Annotated in this window: 14 protein-coding genes; all 14 read right to left on the bottom strand. The window is 69.8% G+C overall.

All coding sequences use genetic code 11. From position 1 onward, the window contains the following. The 14 genes from KHC28_RS26745 to KHC28_RS26680 all read right to left on the bottom strand — a co-directional run bounded on the left by KHC28_RS26745 (position 1) and on the right by KHC28_RS26680 (position 17,073). On the bottom strand, positions 1–2,979 hold the full coding sequence (locus tag KHC28_RS26745) for a bifunctional [glutamine synthetase] adenylyltransferase/[glutamine synthetase]-adenylyl-L-tyrosine phosphorylase (RefSeq protein WP_214011405.1): 2,979 nt from the start codon (positions 2,977–2,979) through the stop codon (positions 1–3). Positions 2,980–3,028: 49 nt separating this feature from the next. Further along, positions 3,029–4,462: a sensor histidine kinase gene (locus tag KHC28_RS26740; RefSeq protein ID WP_214011404.1), complete on the bottom strand. Its 1,434-nt coding sequence runs from the start codon at positions 4,460–4,462 to the stop codon at positions 3,029–3,031. Then, on the bottom strand, positions 4,446–5,126 hold the full coding sequence (locus KHC28_RS26735; protein ID WP_214011518.1) for a response regulator transcription factor: 681 nt from the start codon (positions 5,124–5,126) through the stop codon (positions 4,446–4,448). The genes KHC28_RS26740 and KHC28_RS26735 overlap by 17 nt, the downstream gene beginning before the upstream one ends. A gap of 293 nt (positions 5,127–5,419) precedes the next feature. Next, the gene (locus KHC28_RS26730; protein ID WP_214011403.1) at positions 5,420–6,973 is read right to left on the bottom strand and encodes a Do family serine endopeptidase; all 1,554 of its coding nucleotides are present in this window, start codon (positions 6,971–6,973) and stop codon (positions 5,420–5,422) included. A 94-nt stretch (positions 6,974–7,067) separates the two neighbouring features. Further along, positions 7,068–7,559: a cytochrome c-type biogenesis protein gene (locus tag KHC28_RS26725; RefSeq protein ID WP_214011402.1), complete on the bottom strand. Its 492-nt coding sequence runs from the start codon at positions 7,557–7,559 to the stop codon at positions 7,068–7,070. After that, complete coding sequence (locus KHC28_RS26720; protein WP_214011401.1) at positions 7,556–9,547, bottom strand: heme lyase CcmF/NrfE family subunit; 1,992 nt, start codon at positions 9,545–9,547, stop codon at positions 7,556–7,558. The genes KHC28_RS26725 and KHC28_RS26720 overlap by 4 nt, the downstream gene beginning before the upstream one ends. Then, on the bottom strand, positions 9,544–10,023 hold the full coding sequence (gene ccmE / locus KHC28_RS26715; RefSeq protein WP_214011400.1) for a cytochrome c maturation protein CcmE: 480 nt from the start codon (positions 10,021–10,023) through the stop codon (positions 9,544–9,546). The genes KHC28_RS26720 and ccmE overlap by 4 nt, the downstream gene beginning before the upstream one ends. Positions 10,024–10,027: 4 nt before the next feature. Next, on the bottom strand, positions 10,028–11,137 hold the full coding sequence (ccmI, locus tag KHC28_RS26710) for a c-type cytochrome biogenesis protein CcmI (protein ID WP_214011399.1): 1,110 nt from the start codon (positions 11,135–11,137) through the stop codon (positions 10,028–10,030). 208 nt (positions 11,138–11,345) lie between these two features. Continuing rightward, entirely contained in the window at positions 11,346–11,813 is a 468-nt protein-coding gene (locus KHC28_RS26705; RefSeq protein WP_214011398.1) for an RT0821/Lpp0805 family surface protein, read from the bottom strand. 84 nt (positions 11,814–11,897) lie between these two features. Then, positions 11,898–13,283, bottom strand: a complete 1,386-nt coding sequence (locus KHC28_RS26700; protein ID WP_214011397.1) for an ATP-binding protein — start codon at positions 13,281–13,283, stop codon at positions 11,898–11,900. Continuing rightward, positions 13,283–13,954, bottom strand: a complete 672-nt coding sequence (locus tag KHC28_RS26695) for a response regulator transcription factor (RefSeq protein ID WP_214011396.1) — start codon at positions 13,952–13,954, stop codon at positions 13,283–13,285. The genes KHC28_RS26700 and KHC28_RS26695 overlap by 1 nt, the downstream gene beginning before the upstream one ends. Before the next feature lie 103 nt (positions 13,955–14,057). Beyond that, the gene (locus KHC28_RS26690; RefSeq protein WP_214011395.1) at positions 14,058–14,759 is read right to left on the bottom strand and encodes a lysozyme; all 702 of its coding nucleotides are present in this window, start codon (positions 14,757–14,759) and stop codon (positions 14,058–14,060) included. Between the two features lie 71 nt (positions 14,760–14,830). Then, positions 14,831–16,249 (bottom strand): SGNH/GDSL hydrolase family protein, encoded by a 1,419-nt coding sequence (locus KHC28_RS26685; protein WP_214011394.1) that lies wholly within the window; start codon positions 16,247–16,249, stop codon positions 14,831–14,833. Further along, positions 16,249–17,073 (bottom strand): DUF2793 domain-containing protein, encoded by an 825-nt coding sequence (locus tag KHC28_RS26680; protein ID WP_214011393.1) that lies wholly within the window; start codon positions 17,071–17,073, stop codon positions 16,249–16,251. The genes KHC28_RS26685 and KHC28_RS26680 overlap by 1 nt, the downstream gene beginning before the upstream one ends. Positions 17,074–17,090: the final 17 nt, after the last annotated feature.

Raw genomic sequence — 17,090 nt, 5'->3', positions numbered from 1 at the left:
TCAGCGCCGCCGGCTTGCTCCAACGCCGGACAGCAGCCGCAGGAAGACGCCCCTCACCTCTTCCTGCGTCTCGCGTAGATGCGCGTCGAGGGTGGCGAAATCCGGCATCGTGCCGGCACGGGCCAGCAACCGGCGCAAGGCCGGGCTCGCCTGTGCCGGGTCGAAGGCGCCGGTAACGGCGAGCCGCAGAACCTGCGTCAGGTCGTGCAGCAGCGAACAGGCGCGGGTGAGCAGTTGCGCATCGGCGGGCTCGACCACCCCGACACGCCCGGCAGCGGCGAGCACCCGCACCGTGGAAGTCTGCACCATCTCGGGATGCGACGCGCCGTGGGCGAGAACGAGGAACTGCGCCAGGAATTCGAGGTCGACCAGCCCGCCCTGGCTGTATTTCAGGTCCCAGGGCCGTCCGTCGCCCTTTTCCTCGGCGATGGCCATGCGCATGTCGAGGATGTCCGCCGCCAGCCGCTCCGGGTCGCGCTTGCGGCGCAGCACCGTCGCGATCGCCTCCTCGACCCGGCCGCGGAAGGCCGGCGAGGCCAGCACCACCCGCGCCCGCGTCAGAGCCATGTGCTCCCAGGTCCAGGCCTCCTCCGCCTGATAGACCTCGAAGGCCGGTAGCCGCGTGGCGATCGGACCGGCGCGGCCGGAAGGGCGCAGCCGCAGGTCGACCTCGTAGAGGCGGCCGGCATTGGTAGGCGTGGTGAGCGCGCTCACCAGCCGCTGCGTGAGGCGGGCATAATATTGCGTGCCGTGCAGCGGCCGTGCCCCGTTCGATTCCGGCGCGTCGTCATCGAAGTCGTAGAGCACGATCAGGTCGAGATCGGAGCCCGCCGTCATCTCGCGCCCACCGAGCTTGCCCATGGCCAATACCGCCACCTCGCCGCCGGCGAGCACGCCATGCGCCTCGTGGAAGCGGGCGATCACCTGCTCGCCCAGCACCCGGATCACCACATCGGCGAGCCGGGCGAAGGCGTCTCCCGCCTGCGCCGCCGGCAGCGTGCCCGACAGCACGCGCACGCCCATCAGCACGTGCTGTTCCTGGCGGAAGTGGCGGGCGCGGTCGAGCAGGTCCTCCTCGTCGGTCGCCTCCGCCAGCTGGGCGCGCAGCCGCGCCTCCAGCGTGACCTCGTCCGGTACTGCGCCGAAGAAGGCTGGATCGAGTAGCGCGTCGAACAGTACCGGTCGGCGAGCGAGGATTTCCCCGAGTCGCGGCGCGGTCGAGAGGATGGTGGCGAGCAGGCGCACCAGGTCGGGATTGCGAGCCAGTACCGAGACCAGCCGCAGCCCGGTGGTGAGCTGGCCGAAGAAGCGGTCAGCGGCGATCAGTGCCAGATCCGGCTCGCCGCCGCGTGCCAACGCATCGAGCAGCAGCGGCACGATGGCGGCCAGCCGCTCGCGCGCGGTCGCATTGCGCAGGGCGCGCGGCTCGCCGGACAGCCAAGCCCGCACCGTGGCGCTGGCCTGCTGCGGCTGCTGGTAGCCGAGCCGATGCAGCGTCGCCAGCGTCTCGCGATCATCCGCCTTGGCGGGAAATTCCAGCCGTCCTTCCACCGCCGCGCGCGGCGGAGCGTCCTCGAAAAGCCGCGCATAGTGGCGCTGCACGCGGGAAAGCCGCCGGGTCAGCTCCGTGGCGAACGCCTCGCGCGAAGGATATCCCATGAAGACGGCGAAGGCCGCCACGCCCTCCGGCTCGTCGGGCAGCGTATGGGTCTGCTCGTCGGCCACCATCTGCAGCCGATGCTCGACCCGGCGCAGATAGACATAGGCCTCGCTCAGCTCCTCGCGCGCCGCCTTGCCGATCCAGCCATCCTCGGCGAGCCGCTCCAGCGCTTCCAGCGTGCGCGGCGTACGCAGCCTTGCGTCGCGGCCGCCGGCGATCAGCTGCTGCGTCTGGGCGAAGAACTCGATCTCGCGAATGCCGCCGCGCCCGAGTTTGACGTTGTGCCCCTCGACCGCCACGGCGTCGTGGCCGCGGAAGGCGTGGATCTCCTGCTTCATCGCATGCACGTCGGCCACCGCCGCATAGTCCAGCGACCGGCGCCAGACGAACGGCGCCATCTGCTTCAGGAAGCTTTCGCCGAGCGCCAGGTCGCCGGCGATCGGTCGCGCCTTGATATAAGCGGCCCGCTCCCAGGTCGCGCCCTCGCGCTCGTAATAGTCGAGCGCGCTGTCCACCGAGAGCGCGGCCTGCGTCGAGGCTGGGTCCGGCCGCAGCCGCAAATCGACGCGCGCCACGTAGCCGTCGGGGGTGCGCTCCTGCACCAGCCGCACCAGTTGGCGCGTCAGCCGCACGAAGAAGGGCGGCGCCTCCACATCCTTGCGCAGCGGCGCCCGCGCGGGGTCGTAGAGCACGATGAGGTCGACATCGCTGGAATAATTGAGCTCGCGCGCGCCATGCTTGCCCATGGCGAGCACCACATAGCCGCTGGCGTCGCGGGTGAATTTCCGGAGCTTTCCAGACCCGCCGGCCTCGCGCAGCAGATAGTCGACCGCCGCCGAGATGGCAGCGTCGGCGGTGGCGGTGAGTTCGGCGGTGACGGTGGCAAGGTCGAACACCTCGCCGATATCGGCGAGCGCGACGGCGAGCGCCGTCTCGGCACGCAGTTGCCGCAGCGCCGCCATCACCACGGCCTCGTCCGTCGCTGCCCGCACCGCGGTCGCCATGGTGACCCGCGCCTCGGCGAGCCCGGCCTCCGGCTCGCTCGTCAGCAGGCGCAGCAGCCGTTCCGGGTCGCGGCGGATGAGTTCAGACAGGAACGGCGAGTGGGCGCCGATATTGGCCAGCACGCCCGACGCCGCCGGATAGGCTGCCAGCACCTCGCCGAGTTGAAGGCGGACGCGTTCCTCGGCCGTCTCGACCAGCGCCGCGAGCGGGTGCGGCGTCGAGGCGACCGGCTCGCTCGCCGCCATGCGCATGCGCGCCGCCAGGCCGCTCTGTTCCTTCCGCGCCGTCTTTCGCCTGCCCTGCCGTTCAACCATCTCGCCCGTGCATCTCCAGCCCTTCGCCCAGTCTATAGGCAAAGAATTGTCAAAGTGCTGCATCCTCGGGCGACGTTGCGGCAGTATCCGCGGGTTCCACCTCGGCTGGCAGTTCGATCACCACGCGCAGGCCCGGTGCGTTGTCCTCCAGGCGCATGGCGCCGCCATGCAGATGCACCACCGCAGCGACCAGCGAAAGCCCGAGCCCCGATCCTGGCTGGGTCCGGCTTTTCTCGAGGCGCACGAAGCGCTGCAACACATGCGCGCGCTCCTCGGGCGGAATGCCGGCGCCACCATCGGCGACCACCAGACGCACAATGTCGCCCTCGCGGCTGGCCGAAACGGTGATGCGGCCGCGTGTGCCGGGAACGTCGGGCGCGCCGTATTTGATCGCGTTGTCGACGAGATTGGACAGCGCCTGCCCGAGCAGTTCGCGCACGCCGAGCACCATCAGCGGCCCGTCGATCGTGGCATCGAGATCCAGCCCCTGCTCGTCGGCAAGCGGCTCGTAAAGCTCGGCGACACCGGTCGTCGTCTCGGCGAGGTCGACCGGCTGCATCGCCGACCGGCCTTGCCCCGCTTCCACCCGTGCGATCATCAGGAGCGCGTCGAAGGTGCGGATCAGCCCGTCGGATTCGTCGATGGTCTGCTCGGTCGCCGCCCGCCAGTCTTCGTCGTCGCGGGCGGTGCGCAGCGCGTCCTCGGCGCGATTGCGCAGCCGGGTGAGCGGCGTTTTCAGATCGTGGGCGATGTTGTCGGAGACCTGCTTGAGCCCGACCATCAGCGCCTCGATGCGCTCCAGCATCGCGTTGAGGCTCAGCGCCAGCCGGTCGAACTCGTCGCCGGTCCCGGCCACCGACAGCCGGCCGGACAGGTTTCCGGCCATGATGCTCTCGGAGGTGGCGGTCATCTGGTCGATGCGCTTGAGCACCCGGCGCGTCACGAAGATGCCGCCGGCGACGCCGAGCACCACCAGCAGCGCCAGTCCCCAGACCACCGGGCCAATAATGATCTTGCGCAGTTCCTCGCGCTCGACGACGTCGCGCCCGACCAAAAGCCGGAACTCGCCGGGGAGATAGACGACATGCACCAGCGCCCGGCTCGGCGGCCGGACGGCGTCGTCGGAGCGCAGATAGTCGATTTCCTGCCAGCCTTCCTGCGACAGGAAGTTCAGCGGCAGGTTCAGCACGTTGCCGGCCAGCGGCTCACCATTGAAGCTGGTCAGCAGCAGCAGCCCGGCATCGGGCGCGCGGGAGCGCCGGTTCACCACCTGCACCAGGCGGGTAAGGCCGCCGCGCTCGAACTGGCCCTTCAAGAAATCGGTATCGGACTGGATCGCCTCGCTCGCCTGCCGGGTGACGAGGCGCTGGGTGTGCCAGCCGAGATAGCCGATCAGCGAGCCGGCGAACACCGCGAAGACCAGGAGATAGGCGGCGATCAGCTTGATCGCCGTGGTGCGGGCGAGCCTACCGAGCGATGTCACGAACGACATATCCAGCCCCGCGCACCGTGTGCAGAAGCGGCGGATCGAACCCCTTGTCGATCTTGGAGCGCAGCCGCGAGACATGGACGTCGATCACGTTGGTCTGCGGATCGAAGTGGTAGTCCCAGACATTCTCCAGCAGCATGGTGCGGGTCACCACCTGCCCGGCATGCCGCATGAGATATTCGAGCAGCCGGAACTCGCGCGGCTGCAGCACGATCTCCTGCCCGGCGCGGGTGACGCGGTGCGCCAGCCGGTCGAGCTCCAGATCCGCGACGCGATAGAGCGTGTCTGCGGCCTGCGGCCCGCCGCGACGAGCCAGAGCCTCGACCCGCGCGAGCAATTCGGTAAAGGCGTAGGGCTTGGGCAGATAGTCATCGCCACCGGCGCGCAAGCCGGTCACACGGTCGTCGACCTGGCCGAGCGCGGAGAGGATCAGCACCGGCGTCGCGTCGCTGCGCCCCCGCAGTTCGGTGATCAGCGACAGCCCGTCGCGGCGCGGCAACATGCGGTCGACCACCAACACGTCGTAGCCGCCGTCGAGCGCCAAAGCGAGGCCCTCCTCGCCGTCGCCGGCGATATCGACGATGTGCCCGGCTTCACGGAACGCCTTGCGCAGATAGTCGGCGGCGGAGCGGTCGTCTTCGACGATAAGCAGGCGCATGGTGAAGTCTTCAGCGGAGGGATAGCCGATCGTCGACACGTCGATGGCGTCCGCGGGACGCACCGGCGGCCGAAGGGAATCGGCGACGGAAGTCGGTTTCGACATGATGTACGGCATAATCAGCCTCCCGCCTATCGCAGAGGCACCGCAGCGGTGCCCGCATTGCCCGCAAAAGAGAGCGCGGGAGTCCTTTCGGACCCCCGCGCCATCGGACCGGCTGCAACCCAAGGGGCGACGGAACGGACCGCAGCCGGAACCGACTTCGAACGGTCGGTTCGCGGAAACGGCCGGGATCAGCCGTTCTGCTTGCCGAGCGAGATGGCGACGAAGCGCGTGACCTGCTCGGACTTCACCCGCATCAGCACGGCCTTGCGGTTGTCCTTGCGGGCGTCGGCGAGGCCGGCGCGCACATCGGCCGGGCTGGAGACCGGCTTGCCGCCGACGTCGAGGATGACGTCGCCCGCCTTGATGCCGCGTTCGGCGGCCGGACCGTTCGGGTCGACCTCGGTCACCACCACGCCCTGCTCGCCGGCACCGGCGACGCCCTTGGCGGGAGCCAGCGACAGGCCGAGACGCGGTGCGCTACGGTCCGCCTTCTCCTCGTCAGCACCCTTCTGGTCGTTGGAAGCGACGTCGGTCGGCAGCTGCTCGAGATTCACCGCCACGGTGATCGGCTTGCCGTCGCGCAGCACGCTCAGCTTCACGCTGGTACCGGGCTTCAGCTTGGCGATCTCGCGCGACATCTCGCGGGAGTCCTTGATGTCCTTGCCGTCGATGGCGGTGACGACGTCACCCGCCTTCAGGCCGGCCTTCTCGCCCGGCGTGCCGGGCTGGACCTGGGCGATCAGCGCGCCCTGAGCTTCCTTCAGGCCGAGCGCCTCGGCAACGTCCTCGCTCACCGGCTGGATCTGGACGCCGACATAGCCGCGCGCCACCGTTCCACCGTTCTTGAGGGCGTCGACGACTTCCGACACCGTCTCCGACGGGATCGCGAAGGCGATACCGACATTGCCGCCCGAGGGCGAGACGATGGCGGTGTTGACGCCGATGACCTCGCCATTGAGGCCGAAGGTCGGGCCGCCCGAATTGCCGCGGTTGATGGGTGCGTCGATCTGGATGAAGTCGTCATAGGGGCCGGAGCCGATATCGCGGCCACGGGCCGAGACGATGCCGGCGGTCACGGTGCCGCCGAGGCCGAACGGGTTGCCGACAGCGACCACCCAGTCACCGACGCGCGGCGGGGCACCGGCGAGCTTCACCCACGGAAAGTTGTCCTTGCCGTCGACCTTGAGAAGCGCCACGTCGGTGCGTGGATCGGTACCGATCACCTTGGCGGTGTAGCTCTTGCCGTCGGTGGTGGTCACGTCGACCTCGGAAGCGCCGTCGACCACGTGATTGTTGGTCACGACATAGCCGTCGCCGGAGATGAAGAAGCCGGAACCCTGGCCGACGACGCGGCCATGACCCTGCGGGCCGGGACCACGGCCGGGACCACCCTGGCCGCCGGGGCCGAAGCCGAAGCGGCGCATGAAGCGCTCGATCTGCGGCGGCACGTTCTGCGCGCCGGGCTCGTCGTCGTTGGAGGCCATCTCCTCCGGCTCGTCCTTCTTCACCTTCACGCTCACCACGGCGGGCGAGACCTTCTCGACGATGTCGGCGAAGGAGAAAGTGTTGGTCGGCTGGTTGGTGGTGATCTGGGCGAAGGCCGGCGTCACCGCCTCCGGCACGACGAAGGCACCGACCGCACCGCCGGCGAGCGCCAGGGTGAACACACCGGCGAGCAGCCGGCTGCGGCTCTTGCGCAGGGTGGAGGTCTTGTTGGATTCGGGAAGCGCGTTGCGCGACATGTGTCAGTCCTCGTTCATCGACCTTCGCTGCCTCCCGCAGGAGGCTTGAACGAGAACTTAGGGCGCGTCGCCTTAACGCAGACTGGCGGCGAACTTAAACATTTGTAATGCTGTCGTCCGACTTGCTCATCAGCTCGTCAAACTTCCGCCTTTCTTCGGCTGACAGCGCCGGAACGGTGGACGGCGCGGCGTCACGCCGGCGCACCCGCAGCCAGATCGCCAGCCCGCCGCCGATGAGGATCAGGAAGGGCGCGGTCCACAGCACCACGTTCGCGCCGTGCCAGCTCGGTCGCAGCAGCACGAACTCGCCATAGCGGGCGACGAGGAAGTCGAGCACGGCCTGATCGCCGTCGCCGGCCCTGATGCGCTCACGCACGAGCAGACGAAGATCCTTGGCAAGCGGCGCGTCGGAATCGTCGATGGACTGGTTCTGGCAGACCATGCAACGCAGCTCTTTCGAGAGCGTGCGCGCCCGCGCCTCCTGCGCCGGGTCGGACAATACCTCGTCCGGCTGCACGGCATGGAGAGGCGTCAGCCCCGCGACGAGCAGCGCCAGTCCGACGAACAGGCTGCGCATCCGGTTCATTCGGCGGCCACCGGCTTTGCGGCGGGCACCGCCTTGCGGGCCGGCTTCGGCGCACCGACGCGCAGCCGGCGGTCACTCAGCGAGAACACCCCGCCCAGCGCCATGATGATCGCGCCGATCCAGATCAGCGTCACCAGCGGCTTCCAATAGGCGCGGATGGCGAGCCCGCCGCCCGGCAGTTCGTCGCCGAGGCTGACATAGAGCTGGCTGAAGCCAAAGGTGCGGATGCCGGCCTCGGTGGTCGGCATATTGCGGGCGGTGAACAGGCGCTTGGAGGATTCGATGGTGCCGACGCTCGCCCCGCCGCGGCTGATGTCGAACACCCCGACCAGTTCGCGGTAGTTCGGCCCGGTGCGCGGCTCGAGGCGCGCGAGCGTCAGCTCATAGCCGCCCACCGGAAAGCGGTCGCCGACCTTGGCACCGATGATGGTCTCGCTGTTCCAGCTGGTCTCGGCAACGATGCCGAGCAGGCAGATGCCGACGCCGGCATGGGCGAGCGCCGCACCATGCGCTGCACGTGGCAAACCCCGGAAGCGGGCGAAGGCGGTCGCCGCCGGTAGCCGGCCGATGCCGGCGCGCTCGGCGATGTCCACCACCGCGCCGAGCACCACGAAGGCGGCAAGGCCGATACCGATCGGCGTCAGCGCCGGCCCGCCGCCCTGCGCATAAGCGGCGACGCCGGCGGCCAGCAGGCCGAGGAGAAAGGCGAGCATCAGCCGCTGCGCCGCACCGGCGAGATCGCCGCGCTTCCAGGCCAGCAGCGGCCCGAACGGCATGGCGAACGTCACCGGCAACATCAGCGCGCCGACGGTGAGATTGAAATAGGGCGGCCCGACGGTGATCTTCTCGCCTGTCACCGCCTCCAGCGCCAGCGGATAGAGCGTGCCGACGAACACCGCCGCCGCTGCCGCGGTGAGCAGCAGGTTGTTCAGCACCAGCGCGCCCTCGCGGGAGATCGGCGCGAAGATGCCGCCCTGCCGCAGGCTACCGGCGCGTGCAGCGAACAGCGTCAGCGAGCCGCCGATGAAGATCACCAATATGCAGAGGATGAACACGCCGCGCGTCGGGTCGGTGGCGAAGGCGTGCACCGAAGTCAGCACGCCGGAGCGCACCAGGAAGGTGCCGAGCAGCGACAGCGAGAAGGCGAGGATGGCCAGCAGCACCGTCCACACTTTCAGCGCATCGCGCTTCTCCATCACCACGGCGGAGTGGATCAGCGCCGTGCCGGCAAGCCAGGGCATCAGCGAGGCGTTCTCCACCGGGTCCCAGAACCACCAGCCGCCCCAGCCGAGCTCGTAATAGGCCCAGTAGGAGCCCATCGCGATGCCGAGGGTGAGGAACCCCCAGGCGCCCAGCGCCCAGGGGCGCACCCAACGCGCCCAGGCGGCGTCGATCCGCCCGTCGATCAGCGCCGCCACCGCGAAGGCGAACGTCACGGAGAAGCCGACATAGCCGAGATAGAGCAGCGGCGGGTGGATGGCGAGGCCGATATCCTGCAGCACCGGGTTGAGGTCGTGGCCCTCGGCCGGCGCCGGGATCACCCGGGTGAAGGGATTGGAGGTCAGCAGCAGGAAGGCGGTGAAGGCGACGCCGATCGAGCCCTGCACGCCCAACACGTTCGCCTTCAGCCGCGCGGGCAGATTGCCGCCGAACAGCGCCACGGTAGCTCCGAAGATCGCCAGCACCAGCGCCCAGAGCAGCATCGAGCCCTCATGGTTGCCCCAGGTTCCGGTGATCCGGTAGAGCAGCGGCTTCAGCGAGTGCGAATTCTCGACGACGTTCAGCACCGAGAAGTCGGAGCTCACATAGGCGGTGACCAGCACCGCGAAGGACAGCGCGACGAACCCGCAGAAGGCCAGTGCCAGGGACGGCCCGACCCGCATCAGCGCGGCATCGTTGGTGCGCGCGCCCCAGATCGGCAACACGGTCTGCAGGATGGCGACGGCGAGTGCCAGCACCAGCGCGTAATGGCCGATCTCCGGGTTCATTGCACGCTGCTCCCCTGGCTCGCCTTGCCGGGAGCGCCATTGGCGCCCTCCTGCCAGACGCCCTGCTTCTTCAGCGCGTCGACCACTTCGCGCGGCATGTATTTCTCATCGTGCTTGGCGAGCACACTGTCGGCGGTGAAGCTCATCGGGCCGGTCAGCCGACCTTCCGCGATCACTCCCTGCCCCTCGCGGAACAGGTCGGGCAGGATGCCGACATAGGCGACCTCGACCTCGGCGCCGCCATCGGTGATGGCGAAGCGCACATGCACATTGTCGCTCTTCACCACGCTGCCGTCCTTCACCAGCCCGCCGATGCGCAGCCGCGTACCGGGGGCGGTGTGCTCCGTGGCGATCTCGCTCGGCGAGCGGAAGAACACGATAGTGTCATTGAGCGCGAACAGCACCAGTCCGGCGGCAATGGCGAGCACGCCCAGCGCGGAGGAGATGAGGACGAGGCGGCGCCCCTTGCGGGTCATGTTGTTAACTCCCCAGCCCGAGTTCGCGGGCGAGCGCGTCGATGCGGCCGAGCGCCTGCGTGTCGGCGGCGAACTGCACCCGCGCCTTGGCGGCGGCGTCACGGGCCTTGCCGCCCTCGCCGAGCACGTTCCAGGCCCGCATCAGCCGCAGCCAGCCGTCGAGATCGTCACCATTCTCGGCGAGGCGCTGCGACAGCCGGTCGACCATGCCGCGCACCATGGCGTTGCGGTCCTCGGCGCTCATCTGCTGGGCGGCGGCGACATCGGCCGCGCTCGGCCCGGACGTCGGCGCTCCCACCCGTGCCAGCGCCGCGTCCAGCATCGGCCGCCACGGCGCGTCGGCGGGGGTGTCGGCGGCGAGCGCCGACCAGATCGACGCCGCCTCCTGCGGCCGGCCGTCCTGCTCGGCAGCGAGGCCGAGGAAATAGCGCGCCTTCGGATCTTTGGGATCGTCGGCCTGCGCCGCCAGGAAGGCTGCCTTCGCCTCGGCGGTGACGACGCCGCCGGACTGCGCCAGCAGCGCCTCGCCGAGCCCGTTCTGCCGCCGGGCATCGGAGCCGTTCAGCCTTATCGCGTTTTCCCACGCCCGCGCCGCGTCTTCGAAGCGGCCGATGCGCATATAGATCGGCGCGATCACCTCATAGCCGCGGCCATCGTCGGGGTTGGCGTTGAGGTGGTCCTCGACCCGCCGCACCAGAATGGCGACGTCCGCCTGCTCCGGCCGGGCGTCGAGCCGCGCCGCCAGCGGCTGGCCGCCCTGCTCCGGCGAACCGAGCGCAAAATAAAGCCCGCCGGCGAACAGCGGCACACCGACGAGCGCCACCGCCGCGGCCAGTCGCCGCCGCCGATCACTGCTGGTCGCTATCCTGTTGGCGGCATCGGCCTGCGCCACGCGCAGCATGCGCCGGGCGACCTCGGTGCGCGCCGCCTCGCTCTCGGACGCGCCGATCAGCCCGGCGTCACGGTCGCGATCGATCTCGGCGAGCTGGTCGCGATAGACGGCGAGATCGGCCTGTCCGTCGGACACGCCGTCACCGACGCGCGGACGCAAGGGCCACAGCACCGCCATGATAGCGGCGCCGGTCATCAGGGATATGGCCAGCCAAAGCAACATTAGTCTTCCTCTAATGCGCTCAGGTAGCCGACGCGGCGGTCGCCGCCAATCCGTAACAGCCTCGGTCCGATCGCCGCAGCCTCACAGTCACGCGAGAAATCGGCCCATTCTCACGCGACTGTGAGGCTGCGGACAAACGAAAACCGCCCGCCGGCACAAGCCGGCGGGCGGTTTGATGCACAGGCTTGCTGCCCGGAAGCGACAGGGCTCAGCCCGCCACCGGCGACCAGGTGCCGTCCGGATTGCGGCAGGCGGTGCCGCGCGCGGTCTGCGGCTGGCCGTCGATATAGATGGTGTGGGTGAATTCGCGGCAGCGCGGCGAACCGCCACGGGCATAGGTCGGGCCGGGCACGATGGTGCCGTAATTGCCGTTGTCGCCGCGCCAGCTCACCGGAGCACCCGGATTGCCATATTCCAGCGCCTGCATCTCGGCCTGCTGGGCGCGCTGGCGGTCCTGCTCGTCGAGCGCGCTGCCGATGGCACCGCCGATCAGGCCGCCGGCCAGCGCGCCGATGGCCGCGCCTGCGACATTGCGCCCGGCGATGGCGCCGATCACGCCGCCGGCCAGCGCACCCGTCGCCGCGCCGCCGACCATGTTCGGATTTTCCTGCGTGGCGGTGCAGCCGGCAAGCGTCACGCCGATCAGCGCAACAGCGACGAAGTGGGTAGCGCGCATCAAGAATCCCTTCCGAATAACCCCAGACCTAACGGTGCGGCGCAGAAAGCGGGAGGATTCGGGCGAAACCGCGACGCTCGTGCCTCACGCGGCCGGCAACCGCACCACGCAGCGTAGCCCACCGAAAGGGGAGCGGTCGAGCGCGAGAGATCCACCATAGAGTCCGACCAGCTCGGAGACGATGGACAGGCCGAGGCCCGAGCCCGGCGTCGTCTCGTCGAGCCGGCGCCCACGCTTCATCGCTTCGCCGCGCTGCGCCTCGGTGAGGCCGGGCCCGTCATCGTCGATGGTGATCTCGAAGGCCGCCCGCTGCCCCGGCGTGTCGGCCGCCGGCCGGACGTTCACCTCGACCAGGGTGCGCGCCCATTTGCAGCCATTGTCGACGAGATTGCCGACGATCTCCTCGAGATCCTGCCGCTCGCCGCGGAAGCGCGCCGCCCCTTCGATCTCGGTCTCCACGTCGATGCCGCGGCCGCGATAGACCTTGCCGAGCGAGGCGGTGAGCTTCTCCACCACCGGCCCGACCTCCTCCACCGTGGTGACGACCTTGGCGCGGGCGGCGATGCGGGCGCGCTCGAGATGATGCGCCACCTGCCCCTTCATCACCTCGGCCTGCTCCTGCACCTTGGCGGCGAGCGGCGAATCGGTCGTGCCGGCCAGCGCCCGGCCGGCCTCGTTCTGCAGCACCGAGATCGGCGTCTTCAACGCATGGGCGAGGTTGCCGACATGGGTGCGCGCGCGCTCGACGATCTCGCGATTGGTGTCGATGAGCGCATTGACCTCGGTGGCGAGCGGCGCGACCTCGATGGGATAGTCGCCCTCAAGCCGCTCGGCGCGCCCCTCGCGCACGGCGGCGAGCGCGGCCAGCATGCGCTTCAGCGGCCTGAGCCCGAACAGCACCTGAAACGCCACCGTCATCAGGAACACCAGGCCGAGCACGGCGAGGGTGACGGTCAGGGCGGTGTCGAAGCCCTCCACCTCGTCGTCGATCTCGCTGGCGTCGGCGGCAACCGCGATGGCGTAGCGCCCGTCCTCGCCGAGATCGACCACCCGCTCGACGACCCGCAGCCGCTGGTCGGCCGGCCCTTTGGCGTAGTCCTCGCGCAGGCCGGTCAGGTCGGTGTCCGTGCCCTTCTCCACGAGGATGGGCAGCGTGCCCTCGGGCAGCGAGCGGGAGGTCTTCACCTCCTTGGCGGTGCGGTCGAGCCGCACGATCTGCCAGTACCAGCCGGAGAGCGGGAACGAGAATATCGGGTCGCCCAGCGTCGTCGGCTCGGGCATCTGGCCGGCGGTGGAATTGGCGACGTCGGCGACGATGGTCTTGAGATAGACGTCGAGCCGCCGGTCGAAGGCGCGCTCCACCGCCTGCCGGTAGGCGGTGGACAGCACGAAGCCGGTCACGGCCAGCACCGCCACGATCACCAGCGTGGCGGAGACGAACAGCCGGAGCGCCAGCGAGCGCGAGCGCATCAGCGCGGCGGGTCCGGCATGGCGAGCAGGTAGCCGAGCCCGCGCACGGTCTGGATGACGTCGATGCCGAGCTTCTTGCGCAGCCGGCCGACGAACACCTCAATGGTGTTGGAATCGCGGTCGAAATCCTGGTCGTAGAGATGCTCGACCAGCTCGGTGCGGGAGACCACCCGCCCGACATGATGCATCAGATAGGCGAGCAGCCGGTATTCGTGCGAGGTCAGCTTCACCGCTCGCCCATCGACCGTCACCCGGCCGGAGCGAGTGTCGAGCATCACCGGGCCGCAGGTCAGCTCGCTGGCGGCATGGCCGGCCGCACGGCGCAGCAGCGCGCGGATGCGGGCGAGCACCTCCTCCATGTGGAAGGGCTTGGCCACGTAGTCGTCGGCGCCGGCGTCGAAGCCCTGCACCTTGTCGCTCCAGCGGTCGCGAGCGGTGAGCACCAGCACCGGCATCTTCTTGCCGTCGCGCCGCCAGGCCTCCAGCACCGACAGCCCGTCCAGCTTCGGCAGGCCGATGTCGAGCACCACCGCGTCATAGGGCTCGCTGTCGCCGAGAAAGTGGCCTTCCTCGCCGTCATGCGCGCGGTCGACGGCGTAGCCGGCATCGGTCAGCGCCTCGGTGAGCTGGCGGTTGAGATCGGGATCGTCTTCGACGACGAGCAGACGCACGGGCAGGCCCTTTCACACGACGAATCGCCGCGCGCCGTTGCCGGTCGCGCGGCCTTCGCCAGGGAGCATGCCATTGCGGCATCGGCTTGTCAGGCGAGCGCGATCAGGCGAGCCCCGCCGCGTTCCGGGCGCGCCGCAGCACGCCGTACAGCGCGAGGGCGACGCCGAGCACGGTCAGCGCGACGAAGGCCTGCCGGGCGATTTGCGACGCCTCGGCGAAGGGCGAGAGCTGCCGCGCCGCCTCCGCCGCCGCCGCACCGACCGTACCGAGCGCCGCCGCGAGCGTGCCCTTGCCGTCGGCCCCGGCGACCGCCGCGATACCGGCGACCGGCTCGACATAGTTGGAGGCGACGAACTCGCCCTTCGCCCACAGCCCGGCCTCAGCGGCGCGGCGATTGGCGAGGCCGGCCAGCACCTTGCCACCCGCCCTGTTCCATTTGGCAAGCTCGCCCGGCACGGCGCTGCGGTCGCCGGCGTTCAGCTTCTTCAGCAGCGTCGAGCCGCGAAAATTCCCCGGCCCGACATTGAAGCAGAACGAGACCAGCGCCGCGAACTGGTTGTCGGTCAGCGGCACCGTCACCGCCGCCTCGACGGCCGCCTCATATTGCGCGAGGTCGGCGCGCAGCAGCGCCTCGGCCTGCGCCTCACTGATCTTCTGGCCGCGCTTCACCGCCGGCGGCCCGGCGGCGGCGGTATGGCCGTAGCCGATGGTCCAGACCCCCACCGGGTCCTTGTAGGCCGTCAGCCGGCGGCCCTCCCACTGCTTGATGAGGGCGAGGCCGGCCTCGTTCACGCTGCGCGGCATGGCGTTCTCCGTTGTTCCGATGTTGGGTACGCCGCCCCGATGCGGCGACGGCAATGCGGCGACGGGGCGCGTCAGGCGAACTGAGCGGTGTTGATTGCGCCGGCCGCGGCGATGGCGAGGTTGCCGGCCCGCGTCGGGTGAAGTCCGTCGGCGGTGAACCAGTTGGCGGCGCCGTTCACCTTCCACTTGCCGCTGTTGCGGCTGCTCTCGGCAGCGTCGGCGACGTCGAACACGGCGTGAAGCGGGTGCGAGCCGTCGCCCGCATACAGGGCGCCGCTCGTGCCCGTCGCGACCGGCGCGGCGCCGACGATCGGAGCCCCGTCGCGCAGCCAGTCGTTCAGGATCTCCCGCTGGCCGGCGGTGAAGCCGGTTTGCAGCGCCTGGTTCGCGGTGGTCGCGAAGCTGTCGGTGCTGGTGGTCGAGGGGGTGATGGTGGTCTGGAATAGCCGGGCGCCCTGCCGCTTGTAGCGGGCACCGAGTGTCCAGAGCGCGATCATCTGGGTCTGGGTGCGGACCCGGTTCGCCTCATCGACGAACGAGCTTCCGTTCACCCCGTGCTCGAAGATGATGTTCTTCACGTAGCGCGCCAGAGAAAGCCGGCGGTCGTAGGAATTGATGATGGTCTCCAGCGCCTCGCCCGCCATGCCGCAATTGATGTAGGCGCGGGTCGTGCTCACCGCGCGGCCGATCAGCCCAAAGCCGTTGCCGTCGGTGTCGCCGTCCGGGGACGCATAGCTGTCGCCGGTGCCCTGGACGATGGAATCGCCGATGCCGAGCACACCGCCATGGGTGGTGCGGGCGATAATGCCGATGGGCCAGACGCCGACCGTGCGCGGGCTGGGGTCGGGGCTGCCGAAACGTCGGGTCAGGTCGGTCACCCGGCTGGTCGAGGCGGTGTTGCCTTCCGAGGCCAGCGCATTCTGCCCGAAGATGGCGTGCGGATAGCCCGTGGCGGCGAACACCGCGATCCGGGTCCAGATCCTCGTCCCGGCCGGCAGCACCGTCAGGGCGCCGCCCGTCAGCTGGCTGACCGGGATGAAGTCCGAGCAGACCTCGCCGCCCATGTCGGCGAGCCCCTGCGAGCCGCCATTGAAGGTGAGGTTGGTCAGCGTGCCGCTCGGATATTCCAGCGACATCGAATAGGTCGCCTGGGATTGCAGCGGCGTCTCGTATTTGTCGCGGTTGCGGTCGGCCATCCAGTTCGGCATGCGCACCGCGAGTTCGCTGACATCGGCGCGCAGCGTGTGACAGCATTTGGAGAAGGTACTGATGCCGTCGGTCGCCTGCGCGGTAGAGATCCGGCAATTGGTGCCGACCTGTCCGTAATACTCCCCGCCGCCGCGCAGCGGAAAATCGGCGACATTGGCCGGCACCACGCCCAGCAGGGCGCGCAGGCCGGCAAGCGAATGGCGGCCGTAATAGCCATCGCCGTCATGGCCGACGAGATGGGTCAGCGCGCGCTGCGGCGCGAGTTCGATTTCGCCCGACATCAGCTGGTCTTTCCTGAGAGGAGGGAATGGGAATCGTCCGGCAGCCGGCCGGAAAGCGGGCCGCGCCCACTCGCGGGGTCGAGCCCGGCGAGCAGCAGGCGGCCGGCGGGGATTTCGCCGGAGGGTCCGTCCGGAACGGTGAAGGCGAGCGTGGTGAGGGCGAGGCGCAGCCGCCCGCCGGTGAAGGCGCCGCCGATGGCGGTCACCACCACCGGGGTGTCGGCATAGAAGGCCTGCGGCCCGATCACGCCGATATTGGTCGCGCCCACCGCCGTCCCGAGCCCGTCGCCGAATTTGCCCGGCTCGCCGGCGGTGCCGACGCGATAGGCGCTCGCGCCGGTGACGGCCACCAGAGTGCGGCTGGCCACCGCGAGGCAGATCGCCCGGTCGGGGATCGCCAGTCCGGTGGTCACCGAGGCGCCGACGAGATCGACCTCGACCTCCTCCACCCGCAACCCCACCCCGGCGCCGGAGAGCGAGGTCGCCAGCGCGTCGCGCCAGGCGGTGCCGTCGAAGCCGACGCTGCGCCCCTCGGCGACGACCTGCGCCCGCCAGCCGGGCCGCGGGAACAGGAACCGCCAGCCGGTGCCGTCATGCAGCGCCACCGCGCCGGACTGCCCGGCCCAGTCGCCGCCCGCGCCATCGGCGACGATATGTCGGTCGCCGGCGAGCGGCGCGGAAGGCGGCATGGTGCGCGTGCGGTCGAGCACCGCCAGCTGCACGGCGGCGTCGAGCAGCAGCAGGGCCTCGTTATGGGTCACGTGCTTCTGCGCCTGCGCCGCCGCGAGCAGCGGCAGCGCGAGCGACGGGGTCGTCTCGCTCATGATTGTCTCGTGCGGTT

It is taken from the genome of Ancylobacter sonchi (genome assembly GCF_018390695.1).
In the GTDB taxonomy this organism is placed as follows: Bacteria; Pseudomonadota; Alphaproteobacteria; order Rhizobiales; family Xanthobacteraceae; genus Ancylobacter; species Ancylobacter sonchi.
The sequence above is the reverse complement of the archived record's forward strand: the minus strand, read 5'-3'. Positions and strand labels throughout refer to the sequence as shown.